This window comes from Pseudomonas sp. 210_17 TE3656 (genome assembly GCF_054821965.1).
The window spans coordinates 4638032-4664586 of sequence record NZ_JBTRBC010000001.1 but is presented as its reverse complement, the minus strand read 5'-3'; the positions used below and the strand labels follow the sequence as shown (position 1 = coordinate 4664586).

Below are 26555 nucleotides of genomic sequence, written 5' to 3'. Positions count from 1 at the left end.
GGCAGTGTCCTCATTGGGCCGCGTGGCGGCGGCTCTGGACGATGACGAAGCGCCGGCTGACAAAGGCGCCGTCGCTGATCGAAGCATTCGCCGCCGGGTTGCCGCCAGTGGCATGGAAGTCGCTGAAAGCCGCCGACTGGTTGACGAACACACCGCCGTCGAGGTTCACCGACAGCGCCACGGCGACATCCTGAGCCAAGGCTTCAGCCTGTTCGAGGAACGCCTCGTCGGTGGAGTACACACCCAGGGTCATGGCGCCCCTGGCGGCGATCACTTCGCGGGCGACCTGCAAGCTGTGCGCGCTGTCGTCGGTGGCAACGATGAACGCAATGGGTCCGAAGCGCTCTTGCGTATAAGCGTCGCGCTGCGCCGCGTCGACCTTCAGCAGCAGCGGCGTGTGCACCCGTGCACCGGGGAACTGCGGGTGCTCGCGTACTTCGCTGTCGAGCAGCACGTCGCCCAGCTCACGGCAGGCGTCGATGCGTGCCGCTGTCGCTTGCGCCTGGATGGCGCCGAGCACCGCGCAGGCGCGGTCGTTGTCGGCGAGCAAAGCGTTGATCGCAGCGCTCAGTGCTTCGGCAACCTGAGCAAAGCTGAGCTGTTCGTCGCCATTGCGGATCCCGCCGCGCGGCACATAGATAGCCTGGGTAGTAGTGCACATCTGCCCGGAATAGAGGCTGAGGGAAAACGCCAGGTTCTTCGCCACCGCCTTGAGATCGCGGGTGCTGTCGATGATCACCGTGTTGATGCCCGCCTTCTCGGTGAACACCTGGGCCTGCAGCGCGTGACGCTCCAGCCACTCGCCGAAGGCATTGGAGCCGGTGAAATCGACCAGCTTGACCCGCGGATCGAGCGCCAGCTGCTGCGCCACCGGCGCCTCAGGGCTGTCGACCACCAGGCTGACCAGCGCCGGGTCGAAGCCCAGCTCGGCGAGCACCTCCTGTGCCACCTTGACGCTCATCGCCACCGGCAGGATCGCCCCCGGGTGCGCCTTGACCAATACCGGGTTACCGGTGGCCAGGCTGGCGAACAGGCCCGGATAGGTGTTCCAGGTCGGGAAGGTCGAACAGGCGACCACCAGCGACAGGCCGCGCGGCACGATGTGCCAGCGTTTGTCCAGGTGCAGCGGATCGAGCTTGCCCTGCGGCTTGAGCCATTGCGCCGCCTGCGGCACCTCGGCCATCGCCCGCCAGGCGTAGGCCACAGCTTCCAGACCACGGTCCTGGGCATGCGCGCCGCCGGCCTGGAAGGCCATCATGAAAGCCTGGCCTGTGGTGTGCATCACCGCATGGGCCAGGGTCGGGCTCAGCGCGTTGAGGCGTTCGAGGATTTCCAGACAGGCGCCGACCCGCGCCTGCGGGCCGGCATCGCGCCAGGCTGGCAGCGCCTGTTGCTGACGTGTCAGCAACTGTTCCGGATCGTACTGATCGTAGCTGACACCAAGATCGAAGCCGTAGGGCGAACGCTCGGCACCTGCGCGCCCCACCGCAGCCGGACCTTGCAGCACGAACGGCCGGTTGAGCAGCGCCTCGAATGCCGCCTGTGCGCCCTCTACCGCCGCTTGCGGGTATTGCTTGAGCTGCTCGCTGTAGGGCGACCAGTAGCCACGTTCGGCAATGGCCTGCAACGCGCGGTCGAGCGTGGCGCGGTGGTGGTCGAACAGTTCCTGGGCGGCACGGGTGGCAGTGGACGGCATCGCGTAGATCCTCGAAAAGCTGGCGGCAACAGCACAAAGCTACAGAAAGCGATGCGCTTGATGAGATTTTCTGTATCACAACGCTTTTTGATAAATAAGTAAAGCCACCTGTATCGGAATATCAGCGAAACGTAGCGACCATTCCCCACCAGCAGCGCGCTACAACCCTCATTCCAGCCGGATTTAGCAGCCTTAACCCCGGAACATGCACCACTAAAGCATCAACACATAAGACACAAAATTGTATTTTTGCGTTGTTGTTTTGTATCGCTTTGTGCGTATACTCGGAAAAAGTCGGCCCTGGCAGGCACCCTCGTCGCTGCCCGCCAGATCGCCGCAACTACCAATAACTAGCCGGCCAACCAAGCCGCGCGTGCAGCCTGAGGAGCGTTTGATGCCTCGCACCCTTGCCGTCCTTGCCACCGAAGCGGGCGTACGCCTGATCACCCTGCAGCGCCCGGAAGCGCTGAACGCCCTGAACACCGAGCTGCTCGGTGAACTGGCGGCAGAACTGGACCACGCCGAACGCGACCCCGACACTCGCGCCGTGGTCATCACCGGCAGCCGCAAGGCGTTCGCCGCTGGTGCCGACATCAAGGAAATGGCCGAGCGCGACCTGGTCGGTATCCTCAACGACCCGCGTGTCGCCCATTGGCAGCGTATCGCCGCCTTCTCCAAACCGCTGATCGCCGCGGTCAACGGCTTTTGCCTGGGCGGCGGCTGCGAACTGGCTATGCACGCCGACATCCTCATCGCTGGCGAAGACGCCCGCTTCGGCCAGCCGGAAATCAACCTCGGCATCATGCCCGGCGCCGGCGGTACCCAACGCCTGCTGCGCGCGGTCGGCAAATCGCTGGCCATGCAGATGGTGCTCACCGGCGAAGCCATCGATGCACGCTTCGCCCAGCGTGCCGGTCTGGTCAGCGAAGTGACCCAGCCCGAGTTCACCGTCGATCGCGCCATCGCCATCGCCCGCGTGATCGCACAGAAAGCGCCGTTGGCGGTGCGCCTGGCCAAGGAAGCGCTGCTCAAGGCCCAGGACACGGACCTGGCCAGCGGCCTGCGCTTCGAGCGCCACGCCTTCACCGTGCTGGCCGGCACTGCCGACCGCAATGAAGGTATCGCCGCCTTCCAGGCCAAGCGCCGCCCCGAATTCACTGGCCAGTAAGCCTGGCTGCCCGTTCCCTGGTTATCCCTAGAGCACCCCTGCCATGAATTTCCAGCACATCCTGTTTGCCATCGAGGAAGGCGTTGCCACCCTCAGCCTCAATCGCCCGGAACAACTCAACAGCTTCAACGCGCAGATGCACGCTGAAGTGCGCGAAGCCCTCAAACAGGTGCGGCAGAACCCCGAAGTGCGCGTGCTGTTGCTCAGCGGCGAAGGCCGTGGCTTCTGCGCCGGCCAGGACCTGGGCGACCGCAACGTCGCCCCGGACGCCGCCGCACCCGACCTGGGCGAGTCCATCGAGCAGTACTACAACCCGCTGATTCGCGCCCTGCGCGACCTGCCGCTGCCGGTGATCTGCGCAGTCAACGGCGTCGCCGCCGGTGCCGGGGCGAACATTCCGCTGGCCTGCGACCTGGTTCTGGCAGCGCGTTCGGCGAGCTTTATCCAGGCGTTCTGCAAGATCGGCCTGATCCCCGACTCCGGCGGCACCTGGACCCTGCCGCGCCTGGTCGGCACTGCCCGCGCCAAGGCGCTGATGCTGCTCGGCGAGCGCCTGAGCGCCGAACAGGCCGAGCAGTGGGGGCTGATCTACCGCGTGGTCGACGATGCCGAGCTGCGCGATGAAGCGCTGAAACTGGCGCGCCACCTGGCCAGCCAGCCGACCTACGGCCTGGCGCTGATCAAGCGCAGCCTGAACGCCAGCCTGAACAACAGCTTCGACGAACAGCTCGACCTCGAACGCGACCTGCAGCGCCTGGCCGGGCGCAGCGAAGACTACCGTGAAGGCGTCAGCGCCTTCATGGCCAAACGCACCCCAGCCTTCAAGGGACGCTAAGCGATGAGCGCACTGAACCACAGCACCGTCGTCGCCGTGATCGGCGCTGGCGCCATGGGGGCCGGCATCGCCCAGGTGGCGGCACAGGCCGGCCATCCAGTGAAGCTGCATGACAGCCGCCCCGGCGCCGCCGCCCAGGCCATCGACGGTATCGACCGGCAGCTCGGCAAGCTGGTGGAAAAAGGCCGCCTCAGTGCCGAGGCGCGCACTGCCACGGTGGCCCGCCTGCAGCCGGCCGACGCCATCGAGGCACTGGCCGATGCGGGCCTGGTGATCGAGGCGATCGTCGAGAACCTTGAGGTCAAGCGCGGCCTGCTGCGTCAACTGGAGGCGCTGTGCAGCGCCGACTGCATCTTCGCGAGCAACACCTCATCGCTGTCGATCACCAGCCTGGCCGCCGGCCTCGCCCACCCCGAGCGGGTGATCGGCATGCATTTCTTCAATCCAGCGCCGCTGATGGCGCTGGTCGAGATTGTCTCCGGCCTGGCCACGCCACGCACGCTGGCCGAGCAGCTGTACGCCACGGCAAGCGCCTGGGGTAAACAGCCGGTGCACACCAAATCCACCCCCGGCTTCATCGTCAACCGCGTGGCCCGGCCGTTCTACGCCGAAAGCCTGCGTCTGCTGCAGGAAGGCGCCGCCGACTGCGCGACCCTCGACGCCCTGCTGCGCGACGCCGGCGGTTTTCGCATGGGTGCCTTCGAACTCACCGATCTGATCGGCCACGACGTCAACTATGCCGTGACCTGCTCGGTGTTCGCGGCCTATTACAACGACATGCGCTTCCAGCCGTCGCTGATCCAGAAGGAACTGGTCGACGCCGGCCGCCTCGGCCGCAAAAGCGGCCACGGCTTCTATAACTACGCCGAAGGCGTTGAGCGCCCGCAGCCGGTGGAGCTGAGCAGCGCCGCCAGCATCGACAGTTGCGTGGTGGAAGGCCATCTGGGTGTCGCCGAACCGCTGATCCAGCGCCTGCAGGACGCTGGCGTGCAGGTGGTGCGGCGTGACGGCAGCGGCCTGCTGCGTGTCGGCGATGCAGTGCTGGCCCTGTCCGACGGGCGCCTGGCCAGCCAGCGCGCTCAGGAAGATGGCTTGCGCAATCTGGTGCTGATTGACCTGGCGCTGGACTATGCCAAGGCCGGCCGCCTGGCCATCGCCTGCGCCGCCGACACCAGCGCCGCTGCCCGCGAGCAGGCCGTGGCCCTGCTGCAGCGTGCCGGGATCAAGGTCAGCCAACTCGCCGATCTGCCTGGCCTGGCGGTGCTGCGCAGCGTAGCGATGCTCGCCAACGAAGGCGCCGACGCGGTGCTGCAGGGTGTCGGCAGTGCCGCCGATATCGATCTGGCGATGCGCGCTGGGGTGAATTACCCGCAGGGTCCGCTGGCCTGGGCCGACGCGATCGGCCTGCCAGGCGTGCTGCGCACCCTGGAGCACTTGCAGGCCAGCTACGGCGAGGAGCGTTATCGCCCTTCCCTGCTGCTGCGCCGCCTGGTCGCCGAAGGGAGGTGCTTCCATGACTAACCACGACGCCTTGGCACTTGCCACCCGCTGCGCCGAGGCAATGTTCGAGCGCGATACCGCCAGCCAGCGCATGGGCATGCGCCTGCTGTCGATCGCCCCCGGGCGGACGATGATCGGCATGAGCGTGCGCGAAGACATGATCCAGGGCCACGGCACCTGCCATGGCGGCTACCTGTTCGCCCTCGCCGACTCGGCCTTCGCGTTCGCCTGCAACAGCTACAACGACGCCTGCGTGGCAATCGGCTGCAGCATTGACTACGTCGCCCCGGCCCGCCTGGGCGACACCCTGACCGCGCACGCCAGTGAGCAAAGCCGCAGTGGCCGCACCGGTAACTACGACGTACGCATTGAAAACCAGCACGGCCAGTTGATCGCCCTGTTCCGTGGCAAGTCCTACAAAGTGCGCGGCACCGTGCTGGCGCAGGAGACCCCGAATGAATGACGCCCTGATCATCGACGCCATCCGTACCCCCATCGGCCGCTACGCCGGCGCCCTCTCCAGCGTGCGCGCCGACGACCTCGGCGCGATTCCGCTGAAGGCCCTGCAAGCGCGCCACCCGCAACTGGACTGGAGCGCCATCGACGATGTGATCTACGGCTGCGCCAACCAGGCCGGCGAAGACAACCGCAACGTCGCGCACATGGCCTCGCTGCTCGCGGGCCTGCCCGCCAGCGTTCCGGGCACCACGCTGAACCGCCTGTGCGGCTCGGGCCTGGACGCCATCGGCTTCGCCGCGCGCACTCTGCGCTGCGGTGAAGCCGGGCTGATGATCGCCGGCGGCGTCGAGTCGATGTCGCGCGCCCCGTTCGTCATGGGCAAATCCGAGCAAGCCTTCGGCCGCAGCGCGGAAATCTTCGACACCACCATCGGCTGGCGCTTCATCAACCCGCTGCTGCAGGCGCAATTCGGCACTGACTCGATGCCGGAGACCGCCGAAAACGTCGCCGCGCAGTTCAATGTCTCGCGCGCCGACCAGGACGCCTTCGCCCTGCGCAGCCAGCACAAGGCCGCCGCAGCCCAGGCCAGCGGCCGCCTGGCCAAGGAAATCGTGGCGGTGGAAATCGCCCAGCGCAAAGGCCCGGCCAAACGTGTCGAACACGACGAACACCCACGCGGCGACACCACCCTGGAGCAGCTGGCCAGGCTCGGCACGCCGTTCCGTCAAGGCGGCAGCGTCACAGCCGGCAATGCTTCGGGGGTCAACGATGGTGCCTGCGCACTGCTGCTGGCCAGCCCGCAAGCGGCTGCACGGCATGGCCTCAAAGCCCGTGGCCGGGTGGTTGCGATGGCCACTGCCGGTGTCGAACCACGCCTGATGGGCATCGGCCCGGTACCGGCCACGCACAAGGTGCTGGAACTGGCCGGCCTCAGCCTGGCCGACATGGACGTCATTGAACTCAACGAAGCCTTCGCCGCCCAGGGCCTGGCGGTATTGCGCGAACTCGGTCTGGACGACGAAGACCCACGGGTCAACCCGAACGGCGGCGCCATCGCCCTCGGCCACCCGCTGGGCATGAGCGGCGCGCGCCTGGTCACCACCGCGCTGCACGAACTGGAAGAACGCCAGGGCCGCTACGCACTCTGCACCATGTGCATCGGCGTCGGCCAGGGCATCGCACTGATCATCGAGCGGCTCTGACACGCCAGCCGCCGAAGGTTATTCTGCTCATCAGCACTCATAGGCCTGCGTGCGGGCCAATGCACAAAAATAAAATTCGAGTGAAACCATGAATATGTTTGCTAACACATCCCTGCTTGATCCGATGGAAACCGCCAGCATCGATCAGTTGCGCCAGCACCAGCTGGAGCGCCTGCGCTGGAGCCTCAACCACGCCTACCACAACGTGCCGCTCTACAAGCAGCGCTTCGACAGCCTGGGCGTGCACCCGGACGACCTGAAATCGCTGGACGACCTGGCCAGGTTCCCGTTCACCGGCAAGAACGACCTGCGCGACAACTACCCCTATGGCATGTTTGCCGTGCCGATGCACGACGTCGTGCGCCTGCATGCCTCCAGCGGCACCACCGGCAAGCCGACCGTGGTTGGCTACACGCAAAACGACATCAACACCTGGGCCAACGTGGTCGCTCGCTCGATCCGCGCGGCTGGCGGCCGGCGTGGCGACAAGGTACAGATCTCCTACGGTTACGGCCTGTTCACCGGCGGTTTGGGCGCCCACTACGGCGCCGAGCGCCTCGGTTGCACAGTGATCCCGATGTCCGGCGGCCAGACCGAGAAGCAGGTCCAGCTGATCCGTGATTTCCAGCCGGACATCATCATGGTCACCCCGTCGTACATGCTCAATATCGCCGACGAGATCGAGCGCCAGGGCATCGATCCGCAGAAGCTGGCACTGCGCCTGGGCATCTTTGGCGCCGAACCCTGGACCGCCGAGCTGCGTCGCGCAGTCGAAGAACGCATGGGTATCACCGCCCTGGACATCTATGGCCTGTCGGAAATCATGGGCCCGGGCGTGGCCATGGAATGCGCCGAGACCAAGGACGGCCCGACCGTCTGGGAGGACCATTTCTACCCGGAAATCATCGACCCGGTGACCGGCGCAGTGCTGCCCGACGGCGAATACGGCGAGCTGGTGTTCACCTCGCTGAGCAAAGAAGCGCTGCCGATGATCCGCTACCGCACCCGCGACCTCACCCGCCTGCTGCCGGGTACCGCACGGCCGATGCGGCGCATCGACAAGATCACCGGACGCAGCGACGACATGCTGATCATCCGCGGGGTCAACGTGTTCCCTACGCAGATCGAGGAACAGGTACTTAAAATAAAACAGCTTTCTGAGAATTATGAGATACATCTGTATCGCAATGGCAACCTCGACAGCATGGATGTGCACGTGGAGCTCAAGCATGACCTGCAAGGCCTGGACGGCGATCAGCAAAAACTGATCGGCAACGAACTGAGCAAGCAGATCAAGACCTACATCGGCATCAGCGCGCGCGTACTGATCCAGCCCTCGCACAGCCTGAAACGCTCGGAAGGCAAGGCCTGCCACGTATTTGACAAACGCGTCCAAGGCTAACTCCAGATTGTCTCGGCCCCGCTTCGGCGGGGCTTTTTTTTGGCCGTAAAAAGCGCTGTATCCCCGCTATTCATCACGCCCGCAAGCCCTGACCAGGTGCTGGTAGCCAGCACCTGCCACCGCCCTTTCTCCCTCGATTCGGCAATGCGATACAAAAATCACATGCGACACACAATTTAATGTTTGATATTTATTTTTGTATCATTTAAAAATACAGCCATGGCCAAGGCCTCCCGACAAAAACCTTTAAAAGGCTGGAGACGCAGCATGTACGCACAACTGGTTGAGACCGGCGTTAAGCGGGTCAAAGCGCTGGACGAAATGTCCCCCGAAGAACGCGCCTTCCAAGAGAAGATCGATGCCGAGATCAAGATCGAAGCAAAGAACTGGATGCCGGACGCCTACCGGCAGACCCTGATCCGCCAGATCTCCCAGCACGCCCACTCCGAGATCGTCGGCATGCTGCCGGAAGGTAACTGGGTAACCCGCGCCCCTACCCTCAAGCGCAAGCTGCAGCTGATGGCCAAAATCCAGGACGAAGCCGGTCACGGCCTGTACCTGTACAGCGCAATGGAAACCCTCGGCGCCGACCGCGACGAGGAAATCGCCAAGCTGCATAGCGGCAAGGCCAAGTACTCGAGCATCTTCAACTACCCGACCCTGAGCTGGGCCGACATGGGCGCGGTCGGCTGGCTGGTCGACGGCGCAGCGATCGTCAACCAGGTGGTGCTGCAGCGCACCTCCTACGGCCCCTACTCGCGGGCAATGATCCGTATCTGCAAGGAAGAGAGCTTCCACCAGCGTCAGGGCTACCAACTGCTGCTGACCATGATGAAAGAAGGCACTCAGGCGCAGAAGGACATGGTCCAGGACGCGATCAACCGCTTGTGGTGGCCGGCGCTGATGATGTTCGGCCCGAGCGACGAGCATTCGCCGAACAGCGCCCAGTCGATGGCCTGGAAGATCAAGCGCCAGGGCAACGATGAACTGCGCCAGCGTTTTGTCGACCAGACCATCCCGCAACTGGAACTGCTCGGCTGCACCGTGCCGGACCCGGACCTGAAGTGGAACGAAGCGCGCGGCCACTACGACTTCGGCGACATCCAGTGGGACGAGTTCTACGACGTGCTCAAAGGCAACGGCCCATGCAACGCCGAGCGTATCGACACCCGCCGCAAGGCCATCGAGGACGGCGCCTGGGTGCGCCAGGCCGCGGTCGCCCACGCCAAAAAACAACAAGCCAAGCGCAACGCCGCTTGATAAGCCACTGATCTGGAGAGTCCCGCCATGTCCGAATGGACCCTGTTCGAAGTTTTCGTGCGCAGCAAGCACGGCCTCAACCACAAGCACGTCGGCAGCGTGCATGCCGCCGACGCGGCGATGGCCATCGAGAACGCGCGCGAGCTGTACACCCGCCGCAACGAGGGCGTGAGCCTGTGGGTGGTGCCTTCGGCACTGATCACCGCCTCCTCGCCGGACGAGAAAGACCCGCTGTTCGTGCCCTCGGAAGACAAGGTCTACCGCCACGCCAGCTTCTACGAGCTGCCGGCCGAAGTCGGTCATATGTGAGGCCACTGCCATGACCCAACGTGAAGACCTCATCCAATACCTGCTGCGCCTCGGCGACAGCGCCCTGATTCAGGGCCAGCGCCTGTGCCAATGGTGCGGCAAAGCCCCGGCACTGGAAGAAGAACTGGCGCTGATGAACGTCGGCCTCGACCTGGTCGGCCAGGCGCGCAACTGGCTGGACTACGCCGCCGAGCTGCTGGCCGACGGCCGTGACGCCGACCACCTGGCGTTTCGTCGCGACGAGCGCGCCTACCGCAACCTGCTGCTGGTCGAGCAACCCAACGGCGACTACGCGGTAACCATCGTCAAACAGTTCCTCTACGATGCCTGGCACTTCCAGGTACTGAGCGCCCTCAGCGCGTCCAGCGATGAGCGCATCGCCGGCATCGCCGCCAAAGCGCTGAAAGAAGTCACCTACCACCTGCGCCGCTCCGGCGAGTGGGTCGAGCGCCTGGGCGACGGCACCGAAGAAAGCCACCAGCGCATGCTGGCAGCGATCGACCAGGTCTGGCGCTTCAGCGGCGAACTGGTCGATGGCGACGAGGTCGAGCAGCGCCTGGCCGAGGCCGGCATCGCCGCACAGCCGGAGGAAATCGCCAGCGCCTGGCGCGCCAAGGTCGAGGAAGTGTTCACCCGGGCCACCCTGCCGGTACCGGCAGCGCCCAACCACTTCTACCTCAGCGGGCGCCGTGGTGTGCACAGTGAGCACCTGGGCATCCTGCTGGCCGAAATGCAGTTCCTGCCGCGAGCCTATCCCGATGCGACCTGGTGAGCTGATCGCCAGCGACCGCGGCGCCCGCCCACTCCAGGCCAACGACCTGGAGCAGGCCTGGGCCGTGCTCGGCGAAGTCATGGACCCGGAAGTCCCGGTCGTCAGCGTGGTCGATCTGGGCATCGTGCGCGGCCTCGACTGGCAAGGCGGCCACCTGCATGTGGTGGTCACCCCGACCTACTCCGGCTGCCCGGCCACCGAGGTGATCGAGCAGGACATCACCGACGCCCTGCAGCAGGCCGGCTTCGCCGCACCGCAGCTGGAGCGCCGGCTGACCCCGGCGTGGACCACCGACTGGATCAGCGACAGCGGCCGCGAGCGCCTGCGCACCTACGGCATCGCCCCGCCTGCCGACAGCACCAGCAAGCGCAGCCTGCTCGGTGAGCGTGACCCGGTGTGCTGCCCGCAGTGCGGCAGCGCCCACACCGAACGCCTCAGCGAATTCGGCTCGACCGCCTGCAAAGCGCTGTACCGCTGCATCGAGTGCCGTGAGCCTTTCGACTACTTCAAGTGCATCTGAGCAGCGTGCTGCCGGAGACCAATAAAAATGAGCAAGTTCCACAGCCTGAAGATTAAAGAAGTGCGCCCGGAGACCCGCGACGCGGTGTCGATCGCCTTCGACGTGCCGGCCGAGCTGGCCAACGATTTCGCCTTCACCCAGGGCCAGCACCTGGTGATGCGTACCCACCTCGAGGGTCAGGAAGTACGCCGTTCGTACTCAATCTGCACCGGGGTCAACGACGGCGAGCTGCGCGTGGCGATCAAGCGCGTGCCCGGCGGGCTGTTCTCCGCCCACGCCAACGACAGCCTCAAGGCCGGGCAGAGCCTGGAAGTGATGCCGCCGTCCGGACACTTCTACGTGCCACTCGATGCCGCACGCCACGGCCGTTACCTGGCAGTGGCCGCCGGCAGCGGCATCACGCCGATCCTGTCGATCATCAAGACCACCCTGGAACGCGAACCGCACAGCAGCTTCACCCTGCTCTACGGCAACCGCTCGAGCAACTCCGCGCTGTTTCGCGAACAGCTCGAAGACCTGAAGAACCGCTACCTACAGCGCCTCAACCTGATCTTCGTATTCAGCCGCGAGCAACAGGATGTCGACCTCTACAACGGCCGCATCGACGCTGACAAATGCGCGCAACTGTTCAGCCGCTGGCTCGACGTCAAGGCGCTCGATGCCGCCTTTATCTGCGGCCCGCAGGCCATGACCGAAACCGTGCGCGACCAGCTCAAGGCCAACGGCATGCCCGCCGAGCGCATCCACTTCGAACTGTTCGCCGCCGTTGGCAGCACGCAGAAACGCGAAGCGCGCCAGGCCGCTGCCCAGGTCGACAGCGCCAAGAGCCAGATCACCGTGATCAGCGACGGGCGCGAGCTGTCCTTCGAGCTGGCACGCAACAGCGCCAGCGTGCTCGACGCCGGCAATGAACACGGCGCCGAACTGCCCTACTCGTGCAAGGCCGGGGTGTGCTCGACCTGCAAGTGCAAGGTGATCGAAGGCGAGGTGGAAATGGACAGCAACTTCGCCCTTGAGGACTACGAGGTGGCGGCCGGCTACGTGCTGTCCTGCCAGTCCTTCCCGCTCAGCGACAAGGTCGTACTCGACTTCGACCAGCTCTGACCGCCCGGTGCGTTGCAGGTGTCACCTCGCCGGCGAAGTGACACCTGCAACGCCCGGGCTTTGCCGTACCCCCGAAAACACTGACTCGACAATCACAACAAGAGAGCGTGCAACCATGACCCCACAAGACCCCGAACGTCTCCGGCAACATCCGGATTTCATTCAGCTGGTGCGCCGCAAACAGCGCCTGACCTGGTCACTGACCCTGGCGATGCTGGCGATCTACTACGGCTTCGTGTTGACGATGGCATTCGCCCCGGGGGTACTCGCCCAGCCGCTGAACGGCGGCGCCACCAGTATCGGCATTCCGGTGGCCGTGGTGGTGATCCTGCTCTCGTTCATTTTCACCGCGTTCTACGTGCGCCAGACCAACCAGGTGCTCGACCCGCTGGTTGCCAAACTGCAGCAGGAGGCTCAGCAATGAAGACTTCCCACCTGCTGCTGCTCAGTGGCGGCCTGCTGTCGAGCGGCGCCGCCATGGCTGCTGAGACTGCCGCGCGGCCGCTGAACTGGAACGCCATCGGCATGTTCCTGGTATTCGTCCTGTTCACCCTTGGCATCACCCGCTGGGCCGCCCTGCGCACCCGCTCGGCCAGCGACTTCTACACTGCCGGCGGCGGCATCAGCGGCCTGCAGAACGGCCTGGCGATTGCCGGCGACATGATCAGCGCCGCGTCGTTCCTGGGCATCTCGGCGATGATCTTCATGGCCGGCTACGACGGCCTGCTCTACTCCCTGGGCGTGGTCGCCGCCTGGCCGATCATCCTGTTCCTGATCGCCGAACGGCTGCGCAACCTAGGCAAGTACACCTTCGCCGACGTGGTCTCCTACCGCCTGGAGCAGACCCCGATCCGCATCGTCGCCGCCGTCGGCACGTTGATCGTGGCGCTGATGTACCTGATGGCGCAGATGGTCGGCGCCGGCAAGCTGATCGAACTGCTGTTTGGCATCAGCTACCTGCATGCAGTACTGCTGGTTGGCGTGCTGATCGTCTTCTATGTGACCTTCGGCGGCATGCTCGCCACCACCTGGGTGCAGATCATCAAGGCAGTGATGCTGCTCTGCGGCGCCACCTTCATGGCCTACGCAGTGCTCAAGCACTTCAACTTCAGCACCGAGGCGATGTTCGCCGGTGCTGCCGCCGTGCACAGCAAGGGCCAGGCGATCATGGCCCCGGGCGGTCTGCTGGGCAATCCCATCGACACCCTCTCGCTGGCGGTCGGCATGATGTTCGGCACCGCCGGCCTGCCGCACATCCTGATGCGTTTCTTCACCGTCAAGGATGCCCGGGAAGCGCGCAAGAGCGTGCTCTATGCCACCGGCTTCATCGGCTACTTCTATGTGCTGCTGATTGCCATCGGCTTCGGCGCCATCGTCATCGTCGGCACTGACTCGACGTTCCGCGATGCCAGCGGCGCGATTGTCGGTGGCGGCAACATGGTTGCGGTACACCTGGCCCAGGCGGTGGGCGGCAACCTGTTCCTCGGCTTCATCTCGGCAGTGGCCTTCGCCACCATCCTCGCCGTAGTCGCCGGCCTGGCACTGTCCGGCGCTTCGGCGGTGGCCCACGATCTGTACGCCTGCGTGATCCGCAAGGGTCAGGCCAGCGAACGCGAAGAGATGCGCATGTCGCGCCTGGCGACCCTGGTTATTGGCGCGCTGGCGGTGGTCCTCGGTTTGCTGTTCGAGTCGCAGAACATTGCCTTCCTGTCCGGCCTGGTGCTGGCCATCGCCGCCTCGGTCAACTTCCCGGTGCTGTTCCTGTCGATGTTCTGGAAGGGCCTGACCACCCGTGGCGCTGTCGCCGGCAGCCTGGTTGGCCTGGCTTCCGCTGTGGTCCTGCTGCTGCTGAGCCCGGTGGTCTGGGTCGGCGTGCTGCACCATGAAAAGGCACTGTTCCCCTACTCGAACCCGGCGCTGTTCTCAATGACGCTGGCGTTCCTCGGCGCCTGGGTGTTTTCGGTGACCGACCGCTCAGAGCGCGCGCAAACCGAGCGTGGTCGCTACCTGGCCCAGTTCATCCGCTCGATGACCGGTATCGGCGCAGCCGCCGCCAACCGCCACTGACTCAACGGAACAACAATAACAATGACTAATATCCGTTACCCCGCGCCGCTACTGGCGGCGCTCGGCCTGGCCCTGTCACCAGTAGCCATGGCCGGCTTTATCGAAGACAGCAAAGGCAGCTTCGAAGCCCGCAACATGTACATGAACCGCGACTTCCGGCAAAGCAACGCGCCGCAGGCAAAGGCCGAAGAATGGGCGCAGGGTTTTACCGCACGCGTTGAATCGGGGTTTACCGAAGGCGTTCTGGGCCTGGGCCTGGACGCCATTGGCGAAACGGCGATCAAACTCGACTCCAGCCGTGATCGTCGCGGCACTGGCCTGCTGGCCTTCGGCGCCGAAAGCCAGGAGCCGGAAGACACCTACAGCGAACTGGGCCTGACCGCCAAAGTACGGTTGTCGAAAAGCGTGCTGAAAGTCGGCACCTTGCAGCCTCAGTTGCCGGTCGCCGCCTACAACGACACGCGCCTGCTCTCCTCCACCTATGCCGGGACTTTGCTCAACTCCCAGGAAATTGGTGGTTTGACCCTCAACGCCGGGCGTCTGGAAAAGATCAACCTGCGCGACTCGTCGAGCAATGACGAGATGAACTACAACGGTGTCGAAAGCGCCCACCTCGACCTGGCGGGCGGCAGCTACGCCATCAACCCGAGCCTGCTGCTCAGCTACTACTACGCACAGATGGACAACATCTACCAGCAGCACTACGCCGGCCTGCTACACAACGCCACCCTGGCCGAAGGCATCACCCTCAAGACCGACCTGCGCTACTTCAACACCGGCGAAAGCGGTGACCACAACTTCCGTAGCGCCGCCCGGGTCGACGGTGGCCGTATCGACAACCGCTTCTTCAACGGCATGCTGACCCTGGGCGTTGGCGCCCACAAATTCGGGGCCGGCTACCAGAGCCTGTCGGGCGACGGCGACTTTGCCTTCGTCGGCCTGGACCCGTACTCGGTCAACCTGGTAACGGTCAACACCTTTACCAAAGCCGAGACCGACGCCTGGCAGGCCCGCTACGACTACGACTTCGCCGCCCTCGGCGTGCCCGGGCTGACCTTCATGACCCGTTACGTCAACGGCCGCAACATCGAAACGGCGAAAGTCAGCGGTGGCAAGGAATGGGAACGCGACACCGACCTGGTTTACACCTTCCAGTCCGGCACCTTCAAAAACTTCAACATTCGCCTGCGCAACGCCACCTTCCGTTCTGGCGCCGGCCTGACCTCGGACATTGACGAAAACCGCCTGATCCTCGGCTATTCCCTGGCCCTCTGGTAAGACTTGCGGCCGGGCCCACGGGCTCCCGGCCGCCCCCGACACCCTGGAGAATTGGTAATGAGCAACAACCCCACCCTGCAAAGCTTCATCGGCGGTCGCTGGATCGGCCAGCACGGTGCCCAGACACTGCGCAGCGCGATCAACGGCCAGCCGCTGGCCTGCACCCATGAAGAAGTGCTGGACTTCGCCGAAGCCGTTGCCCATGCCCGCCAGCGCGGCATCGCCGAACTGATGGCGATGGACTTTCAGCAGCGCGCAGCCCGCCTCAAAGCCCTTGGCAAGTTCCTGCTCGAGCGCAAGGAGCAGCTTTACGCCCTGTCTCACCACAGTGGCGCAACCCGTGCCGACAGCTGGATCGACATCGAAGGCGGCGCCGGCACCCTGTTCGCCTACGCCAGCCTGGGCAGCCGCGAGCTGCCGTCCGGCAATGTGGTGCATGAAGGCCCGGCCATCGCGCTGGGCAAGAACAACACTTTCGTCGGCAGCCACATCCTGGTGCCGCGCGGCGGCGTCGCCGTGCACATCAATGCCTTCAACTTCCCGATCTGGGGCATGCTCGAGAAGTTCGCCCCGAGTTTCCTCGCCGGCATGCCGTGCATCGTCAAGCCGGCCACCGCCACCAGCTACCTGACCGAAGCCGCGGTACGCCTGATGGACGAGTCCGGCCTGCTGCCGGCTGGCAGCCTGCAGTTGATCGTCGGTGGCACCGGCGACCTGCTCGACCGCCTGCAGGGCCAGGACGTGGTGACCTTCACCGGCTCCGCCGACACCGCCGCCAAGCTGCGCGTCAACGCCAACCTGGTGCGCAATTCGATTCCGTTCAACGCCGAGGCCGACTCGCTGAACTGCGCGATCCTCGCCCCGGAAGTCACCCCGGACGACGAGGAGTTCGATCTGTTCGTCAAGGAAGTCGCCCGCGAGATGACCACCAAGGCCGGGCAGAAGTGCACCGCGATTCGCCGTGCCATCGTTCCGGCCAAGCACATCGACGCGGTTGCCGAGCGTCTGCGCGAACGCCTGGCCAAGGTTGTGGTCGGTGACCCGTCGGTGGAAGGTGTGAAAATGGGCGCGCTGGCCTCGCACGCCCAGCAGGCCGACGTCGCCGAACGCGTCGCCGCGCTGCTGCAATCGAGTGACCTGCTGTTCGGCGCCAAGGACGGCTTCGCCCCGCGCGGCGATGGCGTCAACGAAGGCGCGTTCTTCGCCCCGACCCTGCTGCGCAGCCGCGACCCGCATGCCGAGGGCGGCGCCCACGACATCGAGGCGTTTGGTCCGGTCAGCACCTTGATGACCTACGACGACCTCGACGAAGCCATCGCCCTGGCCGCCCGCGGCAAAGGCAGCCTGGTCGCCAGCCTGATCACCAAGGACCCACGCGTCGCCGCCAAAGTGGTGCCAGCGGCCGCCGCACTGCATGGCCGCCTGCACATCCTCGACCGCGAATCGGCCGGCGAATCCACCGGCCACGGCTCGCCGCTGCCACAGCTCAAGCACGGCGGCCCGGGGCGTGCCGGCGGCGGTGAAGAGCTGGGCGGCCTGCGTGCGGTCAAGCACTACCTGCAGCGCACCGCGGTACAAGGTTCGCCAAGCATGCTGATGGCGGTCACCGGCGAGTACGTACGCGGCGCCAAGGTCTACGAGAGCGAGGTGCACCCATTCCGCCGCCACTTCGAAGACCTGCAGATCGGCGAGTCGCTGCTGACCCACCGCCGCACCGTCACCGAATCGGACCTGGTCAACTTCGGCTGCCTGTCCGGTGACCACTTCTACATGCACTTCGACGATATTGCCGCCAAGGACTCGCAGTTCGGCAAGCGTATTGCCCACGGCTACTTCGTGCTGTCGGCCGCCGCCGGCCTGTTCGTCTCCCCCGGCGTCGGCCCGGTACTGGCCAACTACGGCCTGGACACCCTGCGCTTCATCACCCCGGTGGGCATCGGCGACACCATCCAGGCGCGCCTGACCTGCAAGCGCAAGATCGACCAGGGCAAGGTCAGCCCGAAAGGCGAGCCGCAAGGTGTGGTGGCCTGGGACGTCGAGGTGACCAACCAGAACGGCGAGCTGTGCGCCAGCTATGACATCCTCACCCTGGTGGTGAAGCGCAACGCCTGATTAGCGACCGTGCCACACCTCCGGTGGGAGCGGGCTTGACCCGCGATTGCAGTGTGCCAGTCACATCGTATCGCGGGGCAAGCCCGCTCCCACCGGGGGCACGAGGTCATACAAAAACACTAGATGACCTTGGCACAGAACAGATCCTGATTGCCGTCTGCAGCACTGCTGCGCACCACCAGGGCATAGTTGCCCGAGCGCAGGCTATCGAGCGACAAGGGCGCAACCTTCACCAGCTCCATACCCGGGCCATGCAGATCCGAACGCACGGTGTCATTCATCGAGTAAGCCGGCTTGCCAGTCAAGGCGCCGCACCCACCTGCGTAGAGGTAGGTATAGAGGCGCGCAGGAAGGGTCGTTGAATCAGGCACACCACTGACAGCGATCCTGATTTGCGTCTCGCTGCCCATCGCCACCAGGCTGGCATGAGCGATATGCCCGGCATTGTCCTGAGTTGCATTCAGCGGGACGCTGACCAACTGATGATCAGGTGCTGTAGCACACCCCGACATCCAACCGGCCGCTATCACTAGCGCCAGCGAAGATAGAATCTTCATCGTAGGACTCCTTACAAGCAGTACGCATGAAAGTTATCCCCCTGTTAATTCTAGCGGTGCTGTCTATACAGGCTGTACTTCGGATGGCCGGTCCCCGAGGAGACGGGATTGCAGAAACAAAAAAGGCGACCCTTTCGGATCGCCTTTTTGGTACCGCCAGCAGGGGCGGATTTGATTTGGTAGGCACAATTGGACTCGAACCAACGACCCCCACCATGTCAAGGTGGTGCTCTAACCAACTGAGCTATGTGCCTGCTGTGAGGCGGCATTCTACGGAATCGGCTGAGCGTGTCAACTCTTTTTTTCTAGCTAAGCCACTGAATAACAAACGTATTTGTGAAAACCGGGGGTAAAGGATTTTCAACACACGACTAGCGGGTGTTTATTATTATTGATAGCATCGGTACAGTCGTAAAAAATATAAAACAGAGGTTTCGCAGCATGGCCAATACCCCCTACCCTCAGTCCTACTACGCCGCATCGGCCAATCCGGTTCCGCCGCGCCCGGCGCTGCAGGAAGAGGTTCAGACCGATGTCTGCGTGATCGGCGCCGGCTACACCGGTCTGTCCAGCGCCCTGTTCCTGCTGGAAGCGGGCTTCAGTGTGACCGTGCTGGAAGCCGCGAAAGTCGGTTTCGGCGCCTCGGGCCGCAACGGTGGCCAGATCGTCAACAGCTACAGCCGCGACATCGATGTCATCGAACGCACCGTCGGCCCCAAGCAGGCGCAACTGCTCGGCCAGATGGCCTTCGAAGGTGGACGCATCATCCGTGAGCGTGTGGCCAAGTACAACATCCAGTGCGATCTGAAAGACGGTGGCGTGTTCGCCGCCCTGACCGCCAAGCAGATGGGCCACCTGGAATCGCAAAAGCGCCTGTGGGAACGCTACGGCCACACCCAGCTGGAACTGATGGACCAGAAGCGCATTCGTGAAGTGGTCGATTGCGATCAGTACCTGGGCGGCATGCTCGACATGAGCGGCGGCCATATCCACCCGCTGAACCTGGCCCTCGGCGAAGCCGCAGCCGTCGAGTCGCTGGGCGGCAAGATCTACGAGCAATCCCCGGCAGTGCGCATCGAGCGTGGCGCCAACCCGGTGGTGCACACCCCGCAAGGTAAAGTACGCGCCAAGTTCGTCATCGTTGCCGGTAACGCCTATCTCGGCGGCCTGGTGCCAGAGCTGGCGGCCAAGTCCATGCCGTGCGGCACCCAGGTGATCACCACCGAGCCGTTGGGCGAGGAACTGGCGCGCAGCCTGCTGCCGCAAGACTACTGCGTCGAAGACTGCAACTACTTGCTCGACTACTACCGCCTGACCGGCGACAAGCGCCTGATCTTCGGTGGCGGCGTGGTCTACGGTGCCCGTGACCCGGCAAACATCGAAGCAATCATTCGTCCGAAGATGCTCAAGGCTTTCCCGCAGCTCAAGGACGTGAAAATCGACTACGCCTGGACCGGCAACTTCCTGCTGACCCTGTCGCGTCTGCCACAGGTCGGCCGTCTGGGCGACAACATCTACTACTCCCAGGGCTGCAGTGGCCACGGTGTCACCTACACCCACCTGGCGGGCAAGGTACTGGCCGAGGCCCTGCGTGGTCAGGCCGAGCGTTTCGACGCATTCGCCGAACTGCCGCACTACCCGTTCCCGGGTGGCCAGATGCTGCGTGTGCCGTTCAGCGCCATCGGCGCCTGGTACTACAGCCTGCGCGACCGTCTGGGCTTCTAAGCCCGGGCCCGGCCGGCGCCGTCATTGCCCCAGGGCGCTGACGGCCTGGCGGGCCGCTTGTTCCTGGCCCGCCTGGGCCAGGTCATTGGCCGCCTTCAGCCAACGCTGACGGTCAACCTGAGCCGGCAACTGGCTCGGCGGCTGCACCAGCACTGCCCAACTCCCCTGCTTGCTCCACGCCGATGCGAAGTCGTCGAAGTCCATCAGCAACCGTCGATTATTCCCCGCGCGCAGCAGCACCCGTTGCTTGTAGCTGTCGTAACCGACCAGCAAGGCATAACGCGGCTCACCCCAGAACGCCGCACCCTGTTCGAAACGCAGCAGCACCGGATTGCCTGCAGCCACCTGGGTCAGCAGCGCGTTCAGCTTCGGCTCCAGCGGATAGACCACCATGCCGTACTGACGGGCGACGTTCTGCATCGAACCCTGCAATTTGTCGATGCCCTGGGGCAGGCCCAATGACTGTTCGAGCAACCCCGGGGTAATACGCACGCCCTGTTGCGAAAGGATCGCCGCCAGGGCCATCGGCGCGCTCTGGTTGGCATTGCCGCGGTAGAACGGCACCGAGCCGATTTCCACCCGTTGTGGCAAACCCTTGGTCGGCGCAGCAGGCTGACTGGCGCAACCGGCCAGGGCCAGGGCCATCGCACAGGCGGCCAGCAGGCGGCGCGGGGCGAAAGCGGAGAATGTGGTAGACAGTGGCAGCATGAACACTCGCTTGTGCTGATGCCCGGCAGACAGCGCCCGGCCCTGGGGTGCGATCATAGGCCGGCAGGCCGCGTGGGTATAGTGTGCAGGCGGCTTAGAACAAAGCGGCCCAAGGGGCTAGACCATCGGTCAATGGATTGAAACAGGGCTTGGGCTAGACTCTAGGGGTGTCCGCGTGGCAAGCATCATGGGCTGGCCAGGGACCTGAGGAGGCAGACATGAGCCTGACAATGGCCATTTTCATGCTGGTGAGTGCCTGGTTGAGCGTCGCCGCCGCCATGCTCTGGGGCGTGCTGCGGATTGCCCGCCGCCATCACCCGCACCATACCTTGCCTAAGAAAACCAGTGAGGCGGTGCCGACGCGACGTAGTCGTCGGCATGCCAGTGCGCATTGATTCCTGAAAAGCATCGCGGGGCAAGCCCGCTCCCACTGTGGGAGCGGGCTTGCCCCGCGATTTACATCAACCCTCAGCCGCTTCGCGCTTGATCCGCGCCCGACGCGACAGAATGTTCAGCGCTTCGATCGCGGTAGAGAACGCCATCGCTGCATACACATAACCTTTCGGTACATGGGCGCCAAAGCCTTCAGCGATCAGGGTCATACCGATCATGATCAGGAAGCCCAGGGCCAACATCACCACGGTCGGGTTGTCGTTGATGAACTTGGCCAGCGGGTCGGCCGCCACCAGCATCACCACCACGGCACTCACTACAGCAATGATCATGATCGGCAAGTGCTCGGTCATGCCCACGGCGGTGATGATGCTGTCGATCGAGAAGACGATGTCCAGCAGCAGGATCTGACCAATAGCGGCCGCAAAGCCCAGGGTGATGGTCGAGGACGCTTTGCTTTCTTCCTTGGCCCGCGGGTCGACGCTCTCGTGGATTTCAGTGGTCGCCTTCCACAGCAGGAACAGACCACCGGCAATCAGGATCATGTCCTTCCAGGAGAAGGCATGGCCGAACACATCGATGACCGGCTCGGTCAGTTGCACGATCCAGGCAATGGTGCTGAGCAGACCCAGGCGCATCACCAGCGCCATGCTGATACCGATTCGACGCGCCTTGGAGCGGAATTCCTCGGGCAACTTGTTGGTCAGGATGGAGATGAAGATCAGGTTATCGATGCCGAGCACGATCTCCATGGCCACCAGGGTGGCCAGGGCTACCCAGGCGGTCGGGCTTGCAGCGAGTTCCAACAAGTATTCCATGAATCAATCCTGCATCAAGGTAAGGGTGGGTCAGATTTCTTTAGCGCTGTCGTCGCGCTCGGGCTTGGCGGCCTTCTCGCCCTCGGAGCCAGTGGCTTCGCTGAGGGCCTGCTGGGCGGCTTCGTTGGTTTGGTCGATGGCTTCCTTGGCGGACTCTGCGGCCTGGTTGAGCATCTGCTGGGCGGATTTTTCCGCCTGCTCGCAACCGCTCACGGCAAACAGGGCCAGCAGTAGCACCAGGGGTGTTCCGATGGATTTGAGTTGCAGCATCTGTGGTTCTCCGTGTCGATGATCAGTGCCCAATCAGTGGCACCGTGATGGCTGGGGATTGTAAATATCTCGATACATCAGGAAAATTCGTATTTTCAGCGCTTATACTTCGGTTTTTACGAATCGGGAACCTGCATGCTCAACTACCGTCAGTTGCATTACTTCTGGGTGGTGGCCCGCACCGGCAGCATCGTGCGCGCCGGCGAGCAGTTGAACCTGACGCCGCAGACCATCAGCGGGCAGATCAGCCTGCTCGAACAGACTTACGGCATCGAGCTGTTTCGCCGGGTCGGGCGGCAGCTGGAACTGACTGAAACCGGTCGCCAGGCACTGACCTACGCCGAGCAGATGTTTCAGATCGGCGGGGAGCTGGAGGCCATGCTGCGTGCCCGTCCAGATGAACAGCAGATCCTGTTTCGGGTCGGGGTCGCCGATGTGGTGCCCAAGTCCATCGTCTACCGCCTGCTGGCACCGACCATGGACATGGAAGACGCGTTGCGCCTGAGTTGCCGCGAAGACAAACTCGAACGCCTGCTGGCCGACCTGGCGATCCAGCGCCTGGACCTGGTGATCTCCGACAGCCCCATGCCCAGCCATCTGGACATCAAGGGCTACAGCCAGCGCCTGGGTGAGTGTGGCATCAGTTTCTTCGCCACCCCCGCCCTGGCCGCTGAGTTGAGCGAAGACTTCCCGGCCTGTCTGCAACATGCCCCGTTGCTGATTCCCGGCCAGGAAACCGTGGTGCGCAGCCGCTTGCTGCGCTGGTTCGCCGAGCAGCAGATTCAGCCACGGATTGTCGGTGAGTTCGATGACAGCGCGTTGATGCAGGCTTTCGGCCAGTCCGGCAGCGGCATTTTCATCGGCCCCAGCGTGATTGCCGATGAGGTTTGCCGCCAATACGGCGTCGAACTGATCGGCCAGACCGACGCGGTGATCGAGTCGTTCTACGCCATTTCGGTGGAGCGCAAGGTCAAGCACCCAGGCATCCTCGCCATCACCGAAGGGGCCCGCCGCCAATTGTTCAACTGGTAGCAGTGGCGCTGCGCATGCGCATCAAGCCCAACGCCAGCAGCACCGCAGCGCCAATCAGTACGGCGGCGGCATAACCGAGCGCAGCCAGACCTACGCTGTCGACCACCCGGCCGCCGATGATGGCGCCAAGACCGATCCCCAGATTGCCCCCGGCGACATTCAGCGAAGCGGCAAAGGCCGGTGCCTGCGGTGCAGCCTTGATCAGGCGGACGTGACTGACCAGAAACAGCGCCGCCTGGGCCGCGCCCCAGATCGCCAGCGCGGCAATCAGGCCGTAGGGGGAATGGATGTTCGGCATCAGGGCAATCAGGCCAACCAGCATCAACGCACAAAAGCCCGCCGAGGCCAGCAACGGGTGACGATCCACCGCGCGGCCACCCAGGCTGTTGCCGATCAGGCCCACCGCACCGAACCCCATCAGGTACCAGCCAACCCGCGCGCCATCGAATCCAGCCAGACGCTCAAGGATATCGGCCAGGTAGGTATAGATGGTGAACATACCGCTGAACACCAGCACTGAAAGCAGCACATGGCCTTGCAGCAAACGGCTACGCAAGATGCCGAACTGCCCGCGCAACGAGGTCGCCTGGTTATGCCGCGGTGTACGCGGCAGGTAAAGGTGCAGCAGCAACGCCTTGGCCAGCGCCAGCACGGCCAGCAAGGCAAAGGCCGCACGCCAGCCCAGAGCATCGCCGACCAGGGTACCGACCGGGATACCAAACACCGTGGCACACACCACCCCGAAGCTGATCTTGGAGATCGCCCGCCCGGCATACGCAGGCCCGACGATATCTACCGCCGTTTCACTGGCCAGCGACCAGAACACCGGCAGGCCCAGCGCCGGCAACAGCCGCGCCAGGCCCATGACATAAATGTTCGGCGCGATCGCTGCCAAGGCGTTGCAGGCAGCGAACAGCAAGAGGATGCCGACGAACAGGCGCTTGCGCTCGAAGCGTGCGCACCACGCAGTAAGGAAGGGGCCGAAGCAGGCCACGGTAAAGGCAAACAGGGTCACCAGCAGCCCGGCCTGGGGCACGCTGACCGCCAGATCGCGAGCGATCCCCGGCAACAGGCCGACAATCACGAACTCGGTAGTCAACACGGTGAAGCCGGCCGCAGCCAGCAACAGAATCGGCAATAACATCTACACTCCAGCGTTCTAAACATTCACGGCGCTGAGCCGTTTCCAAGGGGCGCGGATACTACACCTGTGTCCTACCGACTGACACAGGGCAATCACCGATTGTGCCTCGCTGTGCTAAAGTCGCGCCCCTTTCATGCCCCTGATCGCCTGACGCCCTGTATTTTCCGGCGTCGCAACGGGCTGGCGACCCCTCTACAAGACTGAGAAACACCCGACATGACACCCGTTCTAAAACTATTGAACCGTACCAGTCTGGTCCTGCAGATCATGATCGGTCTGGTGGCCGGTATTGCCCTGGCCCTGATCGCCCCCGAGGTTGCCTTGAGCCTGGGCTTCATCGGCAAGGTGTTCGTCTCGGCCCTCAAGGCCGTAGCGCCGATCCTGGTGTTCATTCTGGTCATGGCCTCGATCGCCAACCATAAACACGGGACCGAAACCCACATCCGACCGATCCTGGTGTTGTACCTGTTCGGTACTTTCGCTGCGGCGGTGGTCGCGGTCGTAGCGAGCATGGCCTTCCCGTCGAACCTGGCCCTGAGCACCTCGGACGTTGCCCTGAGCGCTCCGGGCGGCATCACTGAAGTGCTGCAGAGCCTGCTGCTGAGCGTGGTCGACAACCCGGTAAGCGCGCTGATGAACGCCAACTTCATCGGCATCCTGGCCTGGGCCATCGGCCTGGGTGTGGCGATTCGTCACGCCGGGCAAACCACCCGTACCGTCGTCGAAGACCTGTCCAACGGCGTCACCCTGATCGTGCGGGTGGTGATTCGCTTCGCGCCGCTGGGTATTTTCGGCCTGGTGGCTTCGACCCTGGCGCAGTCGGGCCTGGACGCCCTGCTTGGCTACCTGCACCTGCTGGCGGTGCTGATCGGCTGCATGCTGTTCGTCGCCCTGGTGGTCAACCCGCTCATCGTGTTCTGGAAAATTCGCCGCAACCCGTTCCCGCTGGTGTTCCTGTGCCTGCGTGAGAGCGGCATCACCGCATTCTTCACCCGCAGCTCGGCCGCCAACATCCCGGTCAACCTGGCCTTGAGCGAACGCCTGGGCCTGCACGAAGACACCTATTCGGTATCGATCCCGCTGGGCGCAACCATCAACATGGCTGGCGCGGCGATCACCATCACCGTGCTGACCCTGGCCGCCGTACACACCCTGGGTATCGCCGTCGATATCCCGACTGCCATTCTCCTCAGCGTCGTCGCCGCCGTGTGCGCCTGTGGTGCTTCGGGGGTGGCCGGTGGTTCGCTGCTGCTGATCCCGCTGGCCTGCAGCCTGTTCGGCATTCCTAGCGAAATCGCCATGCAGGTGGTGGCCGTGGGCTTCATCATCGGCGTGCTGCAGGACTCGGCGGAAACCGCGCTGAACTCCTCCACCGACGTGCTGTTCACCGCCGCCGCGTGCATGGGCGAAGAGCGCCGTAGCGCCTGAGCCTGACCCGCAGCCGGTGCGTCCTGCACCGGCTGCTTGTGTTTTACCCTGTCGCGCACCTAGGCTAGAGGCCTTTCTTCGCATAGAGACAGGGTTATGTCCGACGATCATCAATCCCCTTCCGAAGCCCGCTTCAACAGCAGCGAAATCCGCGTTCTCGGTGCGCTGATCGAAAAACAGGCCACCAGCCCGGAAACCTACCCGCTGACCTTGAACGCCCTGGTCCTGGCCTGTAACCAGAAGACCAGCCGCGAGCCGGTGATGAACCTGAGCCAGGGCCAGGTTGGCCAGGCCCTGCGCGCCCTTGAGGGGCAAGGCCTGACCCGCTTGCAGATGGGCAGCCGCGCCGACCGCTGGGAGCAGCGCGTGGACAAGGCGCTGGAGCTGGTGCCGGCGCAGGTTACCCTGTTGGGCCTGATGTTCCTGCGCGGCCCGCAGACGGTCAATGAACTGCTGACCCGCAGCAGCCGCATGCATGAATTCGAAGACGCCGAACAGGTGGTGCATCAGCTGGAACGCCTGATCGCCCGTGGCTTTGCCTTGCACCTGCCGCGCCAGGCCGGGCAGCGTGAAGACCGCTATACCCATGCGTTGGGTGATCCGGCGGAGATTGAAGCGATTCTTGCCGCGCGCCAGCAAGGGCCGGAACGCAGCGCGGGTGGTGCGGTGTCGGCAGAGCGCATCGAGGCGCTGGAGGCGCGGATTGCCGCGCTGGAAGAACGCTTGGCGGCGCTGGAGTAAACCCCGGCTGCTGCAACCTTTGTGGGAGCTGGCCTTGCCAGCGATGGGGCCTGCA

At 64.2% G+C, this 26555-nt stretch carries 26 protein-coding genes and 1 tRNA gene; 20 read left to right on the top strand and 7 right to left on the bottom strand.

The window, feature by feature from the left end; genetic code table 11:
* Nucleotides 1–10: 10 nt before the first annotated feature.
* A complete protein-coding gene (gene paaN / locus ACVI9W_RS21690) occupies nucleotides 11–1696 on the bottom strand; it encodes a phenylacetic acid degradation protein PaaN (RefSeq protein WP_461531145.1) in 1686 nt (561 codons plus the stop codon).
* 394 nt (nucleotides 1697–2090) lie between these two features.
* On the opposite strand from paaN, the gene paaF reads away from it, so the two are divergent.
* From paaF to paaZ, 15 genes are all read left to right on the top strand, one after another.
* A complete protein-coding gene (gene paaF, locus ACVI9W_RS21685; protein ID WP_157192005.1) occupies nucleotides 2091–2864 on the top strand; it encodes a 2,3-dehydroadipyl-CoA hydratase PaaF in 774 nt (257 codons plus the stop codon).
* 43 nt (nucleotides 2865–2907) lie between these two features.
* Complete coding sequence (gene paaG / locus ACVI9W_RS21680; RefSeq protein ID WP_157192004.1) at nucleotides 2908–3699, top strand: 2-(1,2-epoxy-1,2-dihydrophenyl)acetyl-CoA isomerase PaaG; 792 nt, start codon at nucleotides 2908–2910, stop codon at nucleotides 3697–3699.
* Between the two features lie 3 nt (nucleotides 3700–3702).
* Entirely contained in the window at nucleotides 3703–5220 is a 1518-nt protein-coding gene (gene paaH / locus ACVI9W_RS21675) for a 3-hydroxyacyl-CoA dehydrogenase PaaH (protein WP_461531144.1), read from the top strand.
* The gene (gene paaI / locus ACVI9W_RS21670) at nucleotides 5213–5662 is read left to right on the top strand and encodes a hydroxyphenylacetyl-CoA thioesterase PaaI (RefSeq protein ID WP_461531143.1); all 450 of its coding nucleotides are present in this window, start codon (nucleotides 5213–5215) and stop codon (nucleotides 5660–5662) included. Before paaH ends, paaI begins: the two co-directional genes overlap by 8 nt.
* Nucleotides 5655–6860, top strand: coding sequence for a 3-oxoadipyl-CoA thiolase (gene pcaF / locus ACVI9W_RS21665; RefSeq protein ID WP_461531142.1), 1206 nt, complete (start codon nucleotides 5655–5657; stop codon nucleotides 6858–6860). The genes paaI and pcaF overlap by 8 nt, the downstream gene beginning before the upstream one ends.
* Nucleotides 6861–6948: 88 nt before the next feature.
* Complete coding sequence (gene paaK, locus ACVI9W_RS21660) at nucleotides 6949–8262, top strand: phenylacetate--CoA ligase PaaK (protein WP_461531141.1); 1314 nt, start codon at nucleotides 6949–6951, stop codon at nucleotides 8260–8262.
* 267 nt (nucleotides 8263–8529) lie between these two features.
* Nucleotides 8530–9522: a 1,2-phenylacetyl-CoA epoxidase subunit PaaA gene (gene paaA / locus ACVI9W_RS21655; protein WP_157191999.1), complete on the top strand. Its 993-nt coding sequence runs from the start codon at nucleotides 8530–8532 to the stop codon at nucleotides 9520–9522.
* Nucleotides 9523–9549: 27 nt separating this feature from the next.
* Nucleotides 9550–9831, top strand: coding sequence for a 1,2-phenylacetyl-CoA epoxidase subunit PaaB (gene paaB / locus ACVI9W_RS21650; protein ID WP_128324817.1), 282 nt, complete (start codon nucleotides 9550–9552; stop codon nucleotides 9829–9831).
* 10 nt (nucleotides 9832–9841) lie between these two features.
* Complete coding sequence (gene paaC, locus ACVI9W_RS21645) at nucleotides 9842–10603, top strand: 1,2-phenylacetyl-CoA epoxidase subunit PaaC (protein WP_461531140.1); 762 nt, start codon at nucleotides 9842–9844, stop codon at nucleotides 10601–10603.
* Entirely contained in the window at nucleotides 10590–11123 is a 534-nt protein-coding gene (gene paaD / locus ACVI9W_RS21640) for a 1,2-phenylacetyl-CoA epoxidase subunit PaaD (RefSeq protein WP_461531139.1), read from the top strand. Before paaC ends, paaD begins: the two co-directional genes overlap by 14 nt.
* Before the next feature lie 27 nt (nucleotides 11124–11150).
* Nucleotides 11151–12227: a 1,2-phenylacetyl-CoA epoxidase subunit PaaE gene (paaE, locus tag ACVI9W_RS21635; protein WP_157191996.1), complete on the top strand. Its 1077-nt coding sequence runs from the start codon at nucleotides 11151–11153 to the stop codon at nucleotides 12225–12227.
* A gap of 115 nt (nucleotides 12228–12342) precedes the next feature.
* On the top strand, nucleotides 12343–12651 hold the full coding sequence (locus tag ACVI9W_RS21630; protein ID WP_461531138.1) for a DUF485 domain-containing protein: 309 nt from the start codon (nucleotides 12343–12345) through the stop codon (nucleotides 12649–12651).
* A complete protein-coding gene (locus tag ACVI9W_RS21625) occupies nucleotides 12648–14294 on the top strand; it encodes a cation acetate symporter (protein WP_461531137.1) in 1647 nt (548 codons plus the stop codon). Before ACVI9W_RS21630 ends, ACVI9W_RS21625 begins: the two co-directional genes overlap by 4 nt.
* 21 nt (nucleotides 14295–14315) lie before the next feature.
* Nucleotides 14316–15572 carry an OprD family porin gene (locus ACVI9W_RS21620; RefSeq protein WP_461531136.1) on the top strand — a complete coding sequence of 419 codons (1257 nt, stop codon included), beginning with the start codon at nucleotides 14316–14318 and terminating at the stop codon, nucleotides 15570–15572.
* Nucleotides 15573–15629: 57 nt separating this feature from the next.
* Nucleotides 15630–17684: a phenylacetic acid degradation bifunctional protein PaaZ gene (gene paaZ, locus ACVI9W_RS21615; protein WP_461531135.1), complete on the top strand. Its 2055-nt coding sequence runs from the start codon at nucleotides 15630–15632 to the stop codon at nucleotides 17682–17684.
* Nucleotides 17685–17803: 119 nt separating this feature from the next.
* Here the strand turns inward: paaZ and ACVI9W_RS21610 are convergent, their stop codons facing one another.
* Together ACVI9W_RS21610 and ACVI9W_RS21605 are read right to left on the bottom strand one after the other, a co-directional pair.
* Nucleotides 17804–18241, bottom strand: coding sequence for a hypothetical protein (locus tag ACVI9W_RS21610; RefSeq protein ID WP_157191991.1), 438 nt, complete (start codon nucleotides 18239–18241; stop codon nucleotides 17804–17806).
* Nucleotides 18242–18418: 177 nt separating this feature from the next.
* Nucleotides 18419–18495: transfer RNA gene (locus ACVI9W_RS21605), tRNA-Val, on the bottom strand.
* Between the two features lie 187 nt (nucleotides 18496–18682).
* Here ACVI9W_RS21605 and ACVI9W_RS21600 point away from each other — a divergent pair.
* On the top strand, nucleotides 18683–19966 hold the full coding sequence (locus ACVI9W_RS21600) for an NAD(P)/FAD-dependent oxidoreductase (protein WP_461531134.1): 1284 nt from the start codon (nucleotides 18683–18685) through the stop codon (nucleotides 19964–19966).
* A gap of 21 nt (nucleotides 19967–19987) precedes the next feature.
* Here ACVI9W_RS21600 and ACVI9W_RS21595 read toward each other — a convergent pair whose 3' ends face one another.
* Nucleotides 19988–20731 carry a PA2778 family cysteine peptidase gene (locus tag ACVI9W_RS21595; protein ID WP_461531133.1) on the bottom strand — a complete coding sequence of 248 codons (744 nt, stop codon included), beginning with the start codon at nucleotides 20729–20731 and terminating at the stop codon, nucleotides 19988–19990.
* Between the two features lie 161 nt (nucleotides 20732–20892).
* Here ACVI9W_RS21595 and ACVI9W_RS21590 point away from each other — a divergent pair, with 161 nt between their 5' ends.
* Nucleotides 20893–21069: a hypothetical protein gene (locus ACVI9W_RS21590; protein WP_198325408.1), complete on the top strand. Its 177-nt coding sequence runs from the start codon at nucleotides 20893–20895 to the stop codon at nucleotides 21067–21069.
* Nucleotides 21070–21135: 66 nt separating this feature from the next.
* Here the strand turns inward: ACVI9W_RS21590 and ACVI9W_RS21585 are convergent, their stop codons facing one another.
* Both ACVI9W_RS21585 and ACVI9W_RS21580 read right to left on the bottom strand, forming a co-directional pair.
* Nucleotides 21136–21885, bottom strand: a complete 750-nt coding sequence (locus ACVI9W_RS21585; protein WP_422416004.1) for a TerC family protein — start codon at nucleotides 21883–21885, stop codon at nucleotides 21136–21138.
* 30 nt (nucleotides 21886–21915) lie between these two features.
* Complete coding sequence (locus ACVI9W_RS21580; RefSeq protein WP_038609551.1) at nucleotides 21916–22155, bottom strand: hypothetical protein; 240 nt, start codon at nucleotides 22153–22155, stop codon at nucleotides 21916–21918.
* Between the two features lie 135 nt (nucleotides 22156–22290).
* On the opposite strand from ACVI9W_RS21580, the gene nhaR reads away from it, so the two are divergent.
* Nucleotides 22291–23187 carry a transcriptional activator NhaR gene (gene nhaR, locus ACVI9W_RS21575; RefSeq protein WP_038609548.1) on the top strand — a complete coding sequence of 299 codons (897 nt, stop codon included), beginning with the start codon at nucleotides 22291–22293 and terminating at the stop codon, nucleotides 23185–23187.
* Here nhaR and ACVI9W_RS21570 read toward each other — a convergent pair.
* Nucleotides 23177–24331 (bottom strand): MFS transporter, encoded by a 1155-nt coding sequence (locus ACVI9W_RS21570; protein ID WP_461531132.1) that lies wholly within the window; start codon nucleotides 24329–24331, stop codon nucleotides 23177–23179. The genes nhaR and ACVI9W_RS21570 overlap by 11 nt on opposite strands.
* 216 nt (nucleotides 24332–24547) lie before the next feature.
* Here ACVI9W_RS21570 and sstT point away from each other — a divergent pair, with 216 nt between their 5' ends.
* Both sstT and ACVI9W_RS21560 read left to right on the top strand, forming a co-directional pair.
* Nucleotides 24548–25759, top strand: a complete 1212-nt coding sequence (gene sstT, locus ACVI9W_RS21565) for a serine/threonine transporter SstT (RefSeq protein WP_157191988.1) — start codon at nucleotides 24548–24550, stop codon at nucleotides 25757–25759.
* A gap of 96 nt (nucleotides 25760–25855) precedes the next feature.
* On the top strand, nucleotides 25856–26500 hold the full coding sequence (locus ACVI9W_RS21560; RefSeq protein ID WP_157191987.1) for a YceH family protein: 645 nt from the start codon (nucleotides 25856–25858) through the stop codon (nucleotides 26498–26500).
* Nucleotides 26501–26555: the final 55 nt, after the last annotated feature.

What these genes read in the sequence shown, in the direction of transcription:
- paaN (WP_461531145.1), bottom strand. Translation starts at nt 1,696, where the DNA reads ATGCCGTCCACTGCCACCCGTGCCGCCCAGGAACTGTTCGACCACCAC.
- paaF (WP_157192005.1), top strand. Translation starts at nt 2,091, where the DNA reads ATGCCTCGCACCCTTGCCGTCCTTGCCACCGAAGCGGGCGTACGCCTG.
- paaG (WP_157192004.1), top strand. Translation starts at nt 2,908, where the DNA reads ATGAATTTCCAGCACATCCTGTTTGCCATCGAGGAAGGCGTTGCCACC.
- paaH (WP_461531144.1), top strand. Translation starts at nt 3,703, where the DNA reads ATGAGCGCACTGAACCACAGCACCGTCGTCGCCGTGATCGGCGCTGGC.
- paaI (WP_461531143.1), top strand. Translation starts at nt 5,213, where the DNA reads ATGACTAACCACGACGCCTTGGCACTTGCCACCCGCTGCGCCGAGGCA.
- pcaF (WP_461531142.1), top strand. Translation starts at nt 5,655, where the DNA reads ATGAATGACGCCCTGATCATCGACGCCATCCGTACCCCCATCGGCCGC.
- paaK (WP_461531141.1), top strand. Translation starts at nt 6,949, where the DNA reads ATGAATATGTTTGCTAACACATCCCTGCTTGATCCGATGGAAACCGCC.
- paaA (WP_157191999.1), top strand. Translation starts at nt 8,530, where the DNA reads ATGTACGCACAACTGGTTGAGACCGGCGTTAAGCGGGTCAAAGCGCTG.
- paaB (WP_128324817.1), top strand. Translation starts at nt 9,550, where the DNA reads ATGTCCGAATGGACCCTGTTCGAAGTTTTCGTGCGCAGCAAGCACGGC.
- paaC (WP_461531140.1), top strand. Translation starts at nt 9,842, where the DNA reads ATGACCCAACGTGAAGACCTCATCCAATACCTGCTGCGCCTCGGCGAC.
- paaD (WP_461531139.1), top strand. Translation starts at nt 10,590, where the DNA reads ATGCGACCTGGTGAGCTGATCGCCAGCGACCGCGGCGCCCGCCCACTC.
- paaE (WP_157191996.1), top strand. Translation starts at nt 11,151, where the DNA reads ATGAGCAAGTTCCACAGCCTGAAGATTAAAGAAGTGCGCCCGGAGACC.
- ACVI9W_RS21630 (WP_461531138.1), top strand. Translation starts at nt 12,343, where the DNA reads ATGACCCCACAAGACCCCGAACGTCTCCGGCAACATCCGGATTTCATT.
- ACVI9W_RS21625 (WP_461531137.1), top strand. Translation starts at nt 12,648, where the DNA reads ATGAAGACTTCCCACCTGCTGCTGCTCAGTGGCGGCCTGCTGTCGAGC.
- ACVI9W_RS21620 (WP_461531136.1), top strand. Translation starts at nt 14,316, where the DNA reads ATGACTAATATCCGTTACCCCGCGCCGCTACTGGCGGCGCTCGGCCTG.
- paaZ (WP_461531135.1), top strand. Translation starts at nt 15,630, where the DNA reads ATGAGCAACAACCCCACCCTGCAAAGCTTCATCGGCGGTCGCTGGATC.
- ACVI9W_RS21610 (WP_157191991.1), bottom strand. Translation starts at nt 18,241, where the DNA reads ATGAAGATTCTATCTTCGCTGGCGCTAGTGATAGCGGCCGGTTGGATG.
- ACVI9W_RS21600 (WP_461531134.1), top strand. Translation starts at nt 18,683, where the DNA reads ATGGCCAATACCCCCTACCCTCAGTCCTACTACGCCGCATCGGCCAAT.
- ACVI9W_RS21595 (WP_461531133.1), bottom strand. Translation starts at nt 20,731, where the DNA reads ATGATCGCACCCCAGGGCCGGGCGCTGTCTGCCGGGCATCAGCACAAG.
- ACVI9W_RS21590 (WP_198325408.1), top strand. Translation starts at nt 20,893, where the DNA reads ATGAGCCTGACAATGGCCATTTTCATGCTGGTGAGTGCCTGGTTGAGC.
- ACVI9W_RS21585 (WP_422416004.1), bottom strand. Translation starts at nt 21,885, where the DNA reads ATGGAATACTTGTTGGAACTCGCTGCAAGCCCGACCGCCTGGGTAGCC.
- ACVI9W_RS21580 (WP_038609551.1), bottom strand. Translation starts at nt 22,155, where the DNA reads ATGCTGCAACTCAAATCCATCGGAACACCCCTGGTGCTACTGCTGGCC.
- nhaR (WP_038609548.1), top strand. Translation starts at nt 22,291, where the DNA reads ATGCTCAACTACCGTCAGTTGCATTACTTCTGGGTGGTGGCCCGCACC.
- ACVI9W_RS21570 (WP_461531132.1), bottom strand. Translation starts at nt 24,331, where the DNA reads ATGTTATTGCCGATTCTGTTGCTGGCTGCGGCCGGCTTCACCGTGTTG.
- sstT (WP_157191988.1), top strand. Translation starts at nt 24,548, where the DNA reads ATGACACCCGTTCTAAAACTATTGAACCGTACCAGTCTGGTCCTGCAG.
- ACVI9W_RS21560 (WP_157191987.1), top strand. Translation starts at nt 25,856, where the DNA reads ATGTCCGACGATCATCAATCCCCTTCCGAAGCCCGCTTCAACAGCAGC.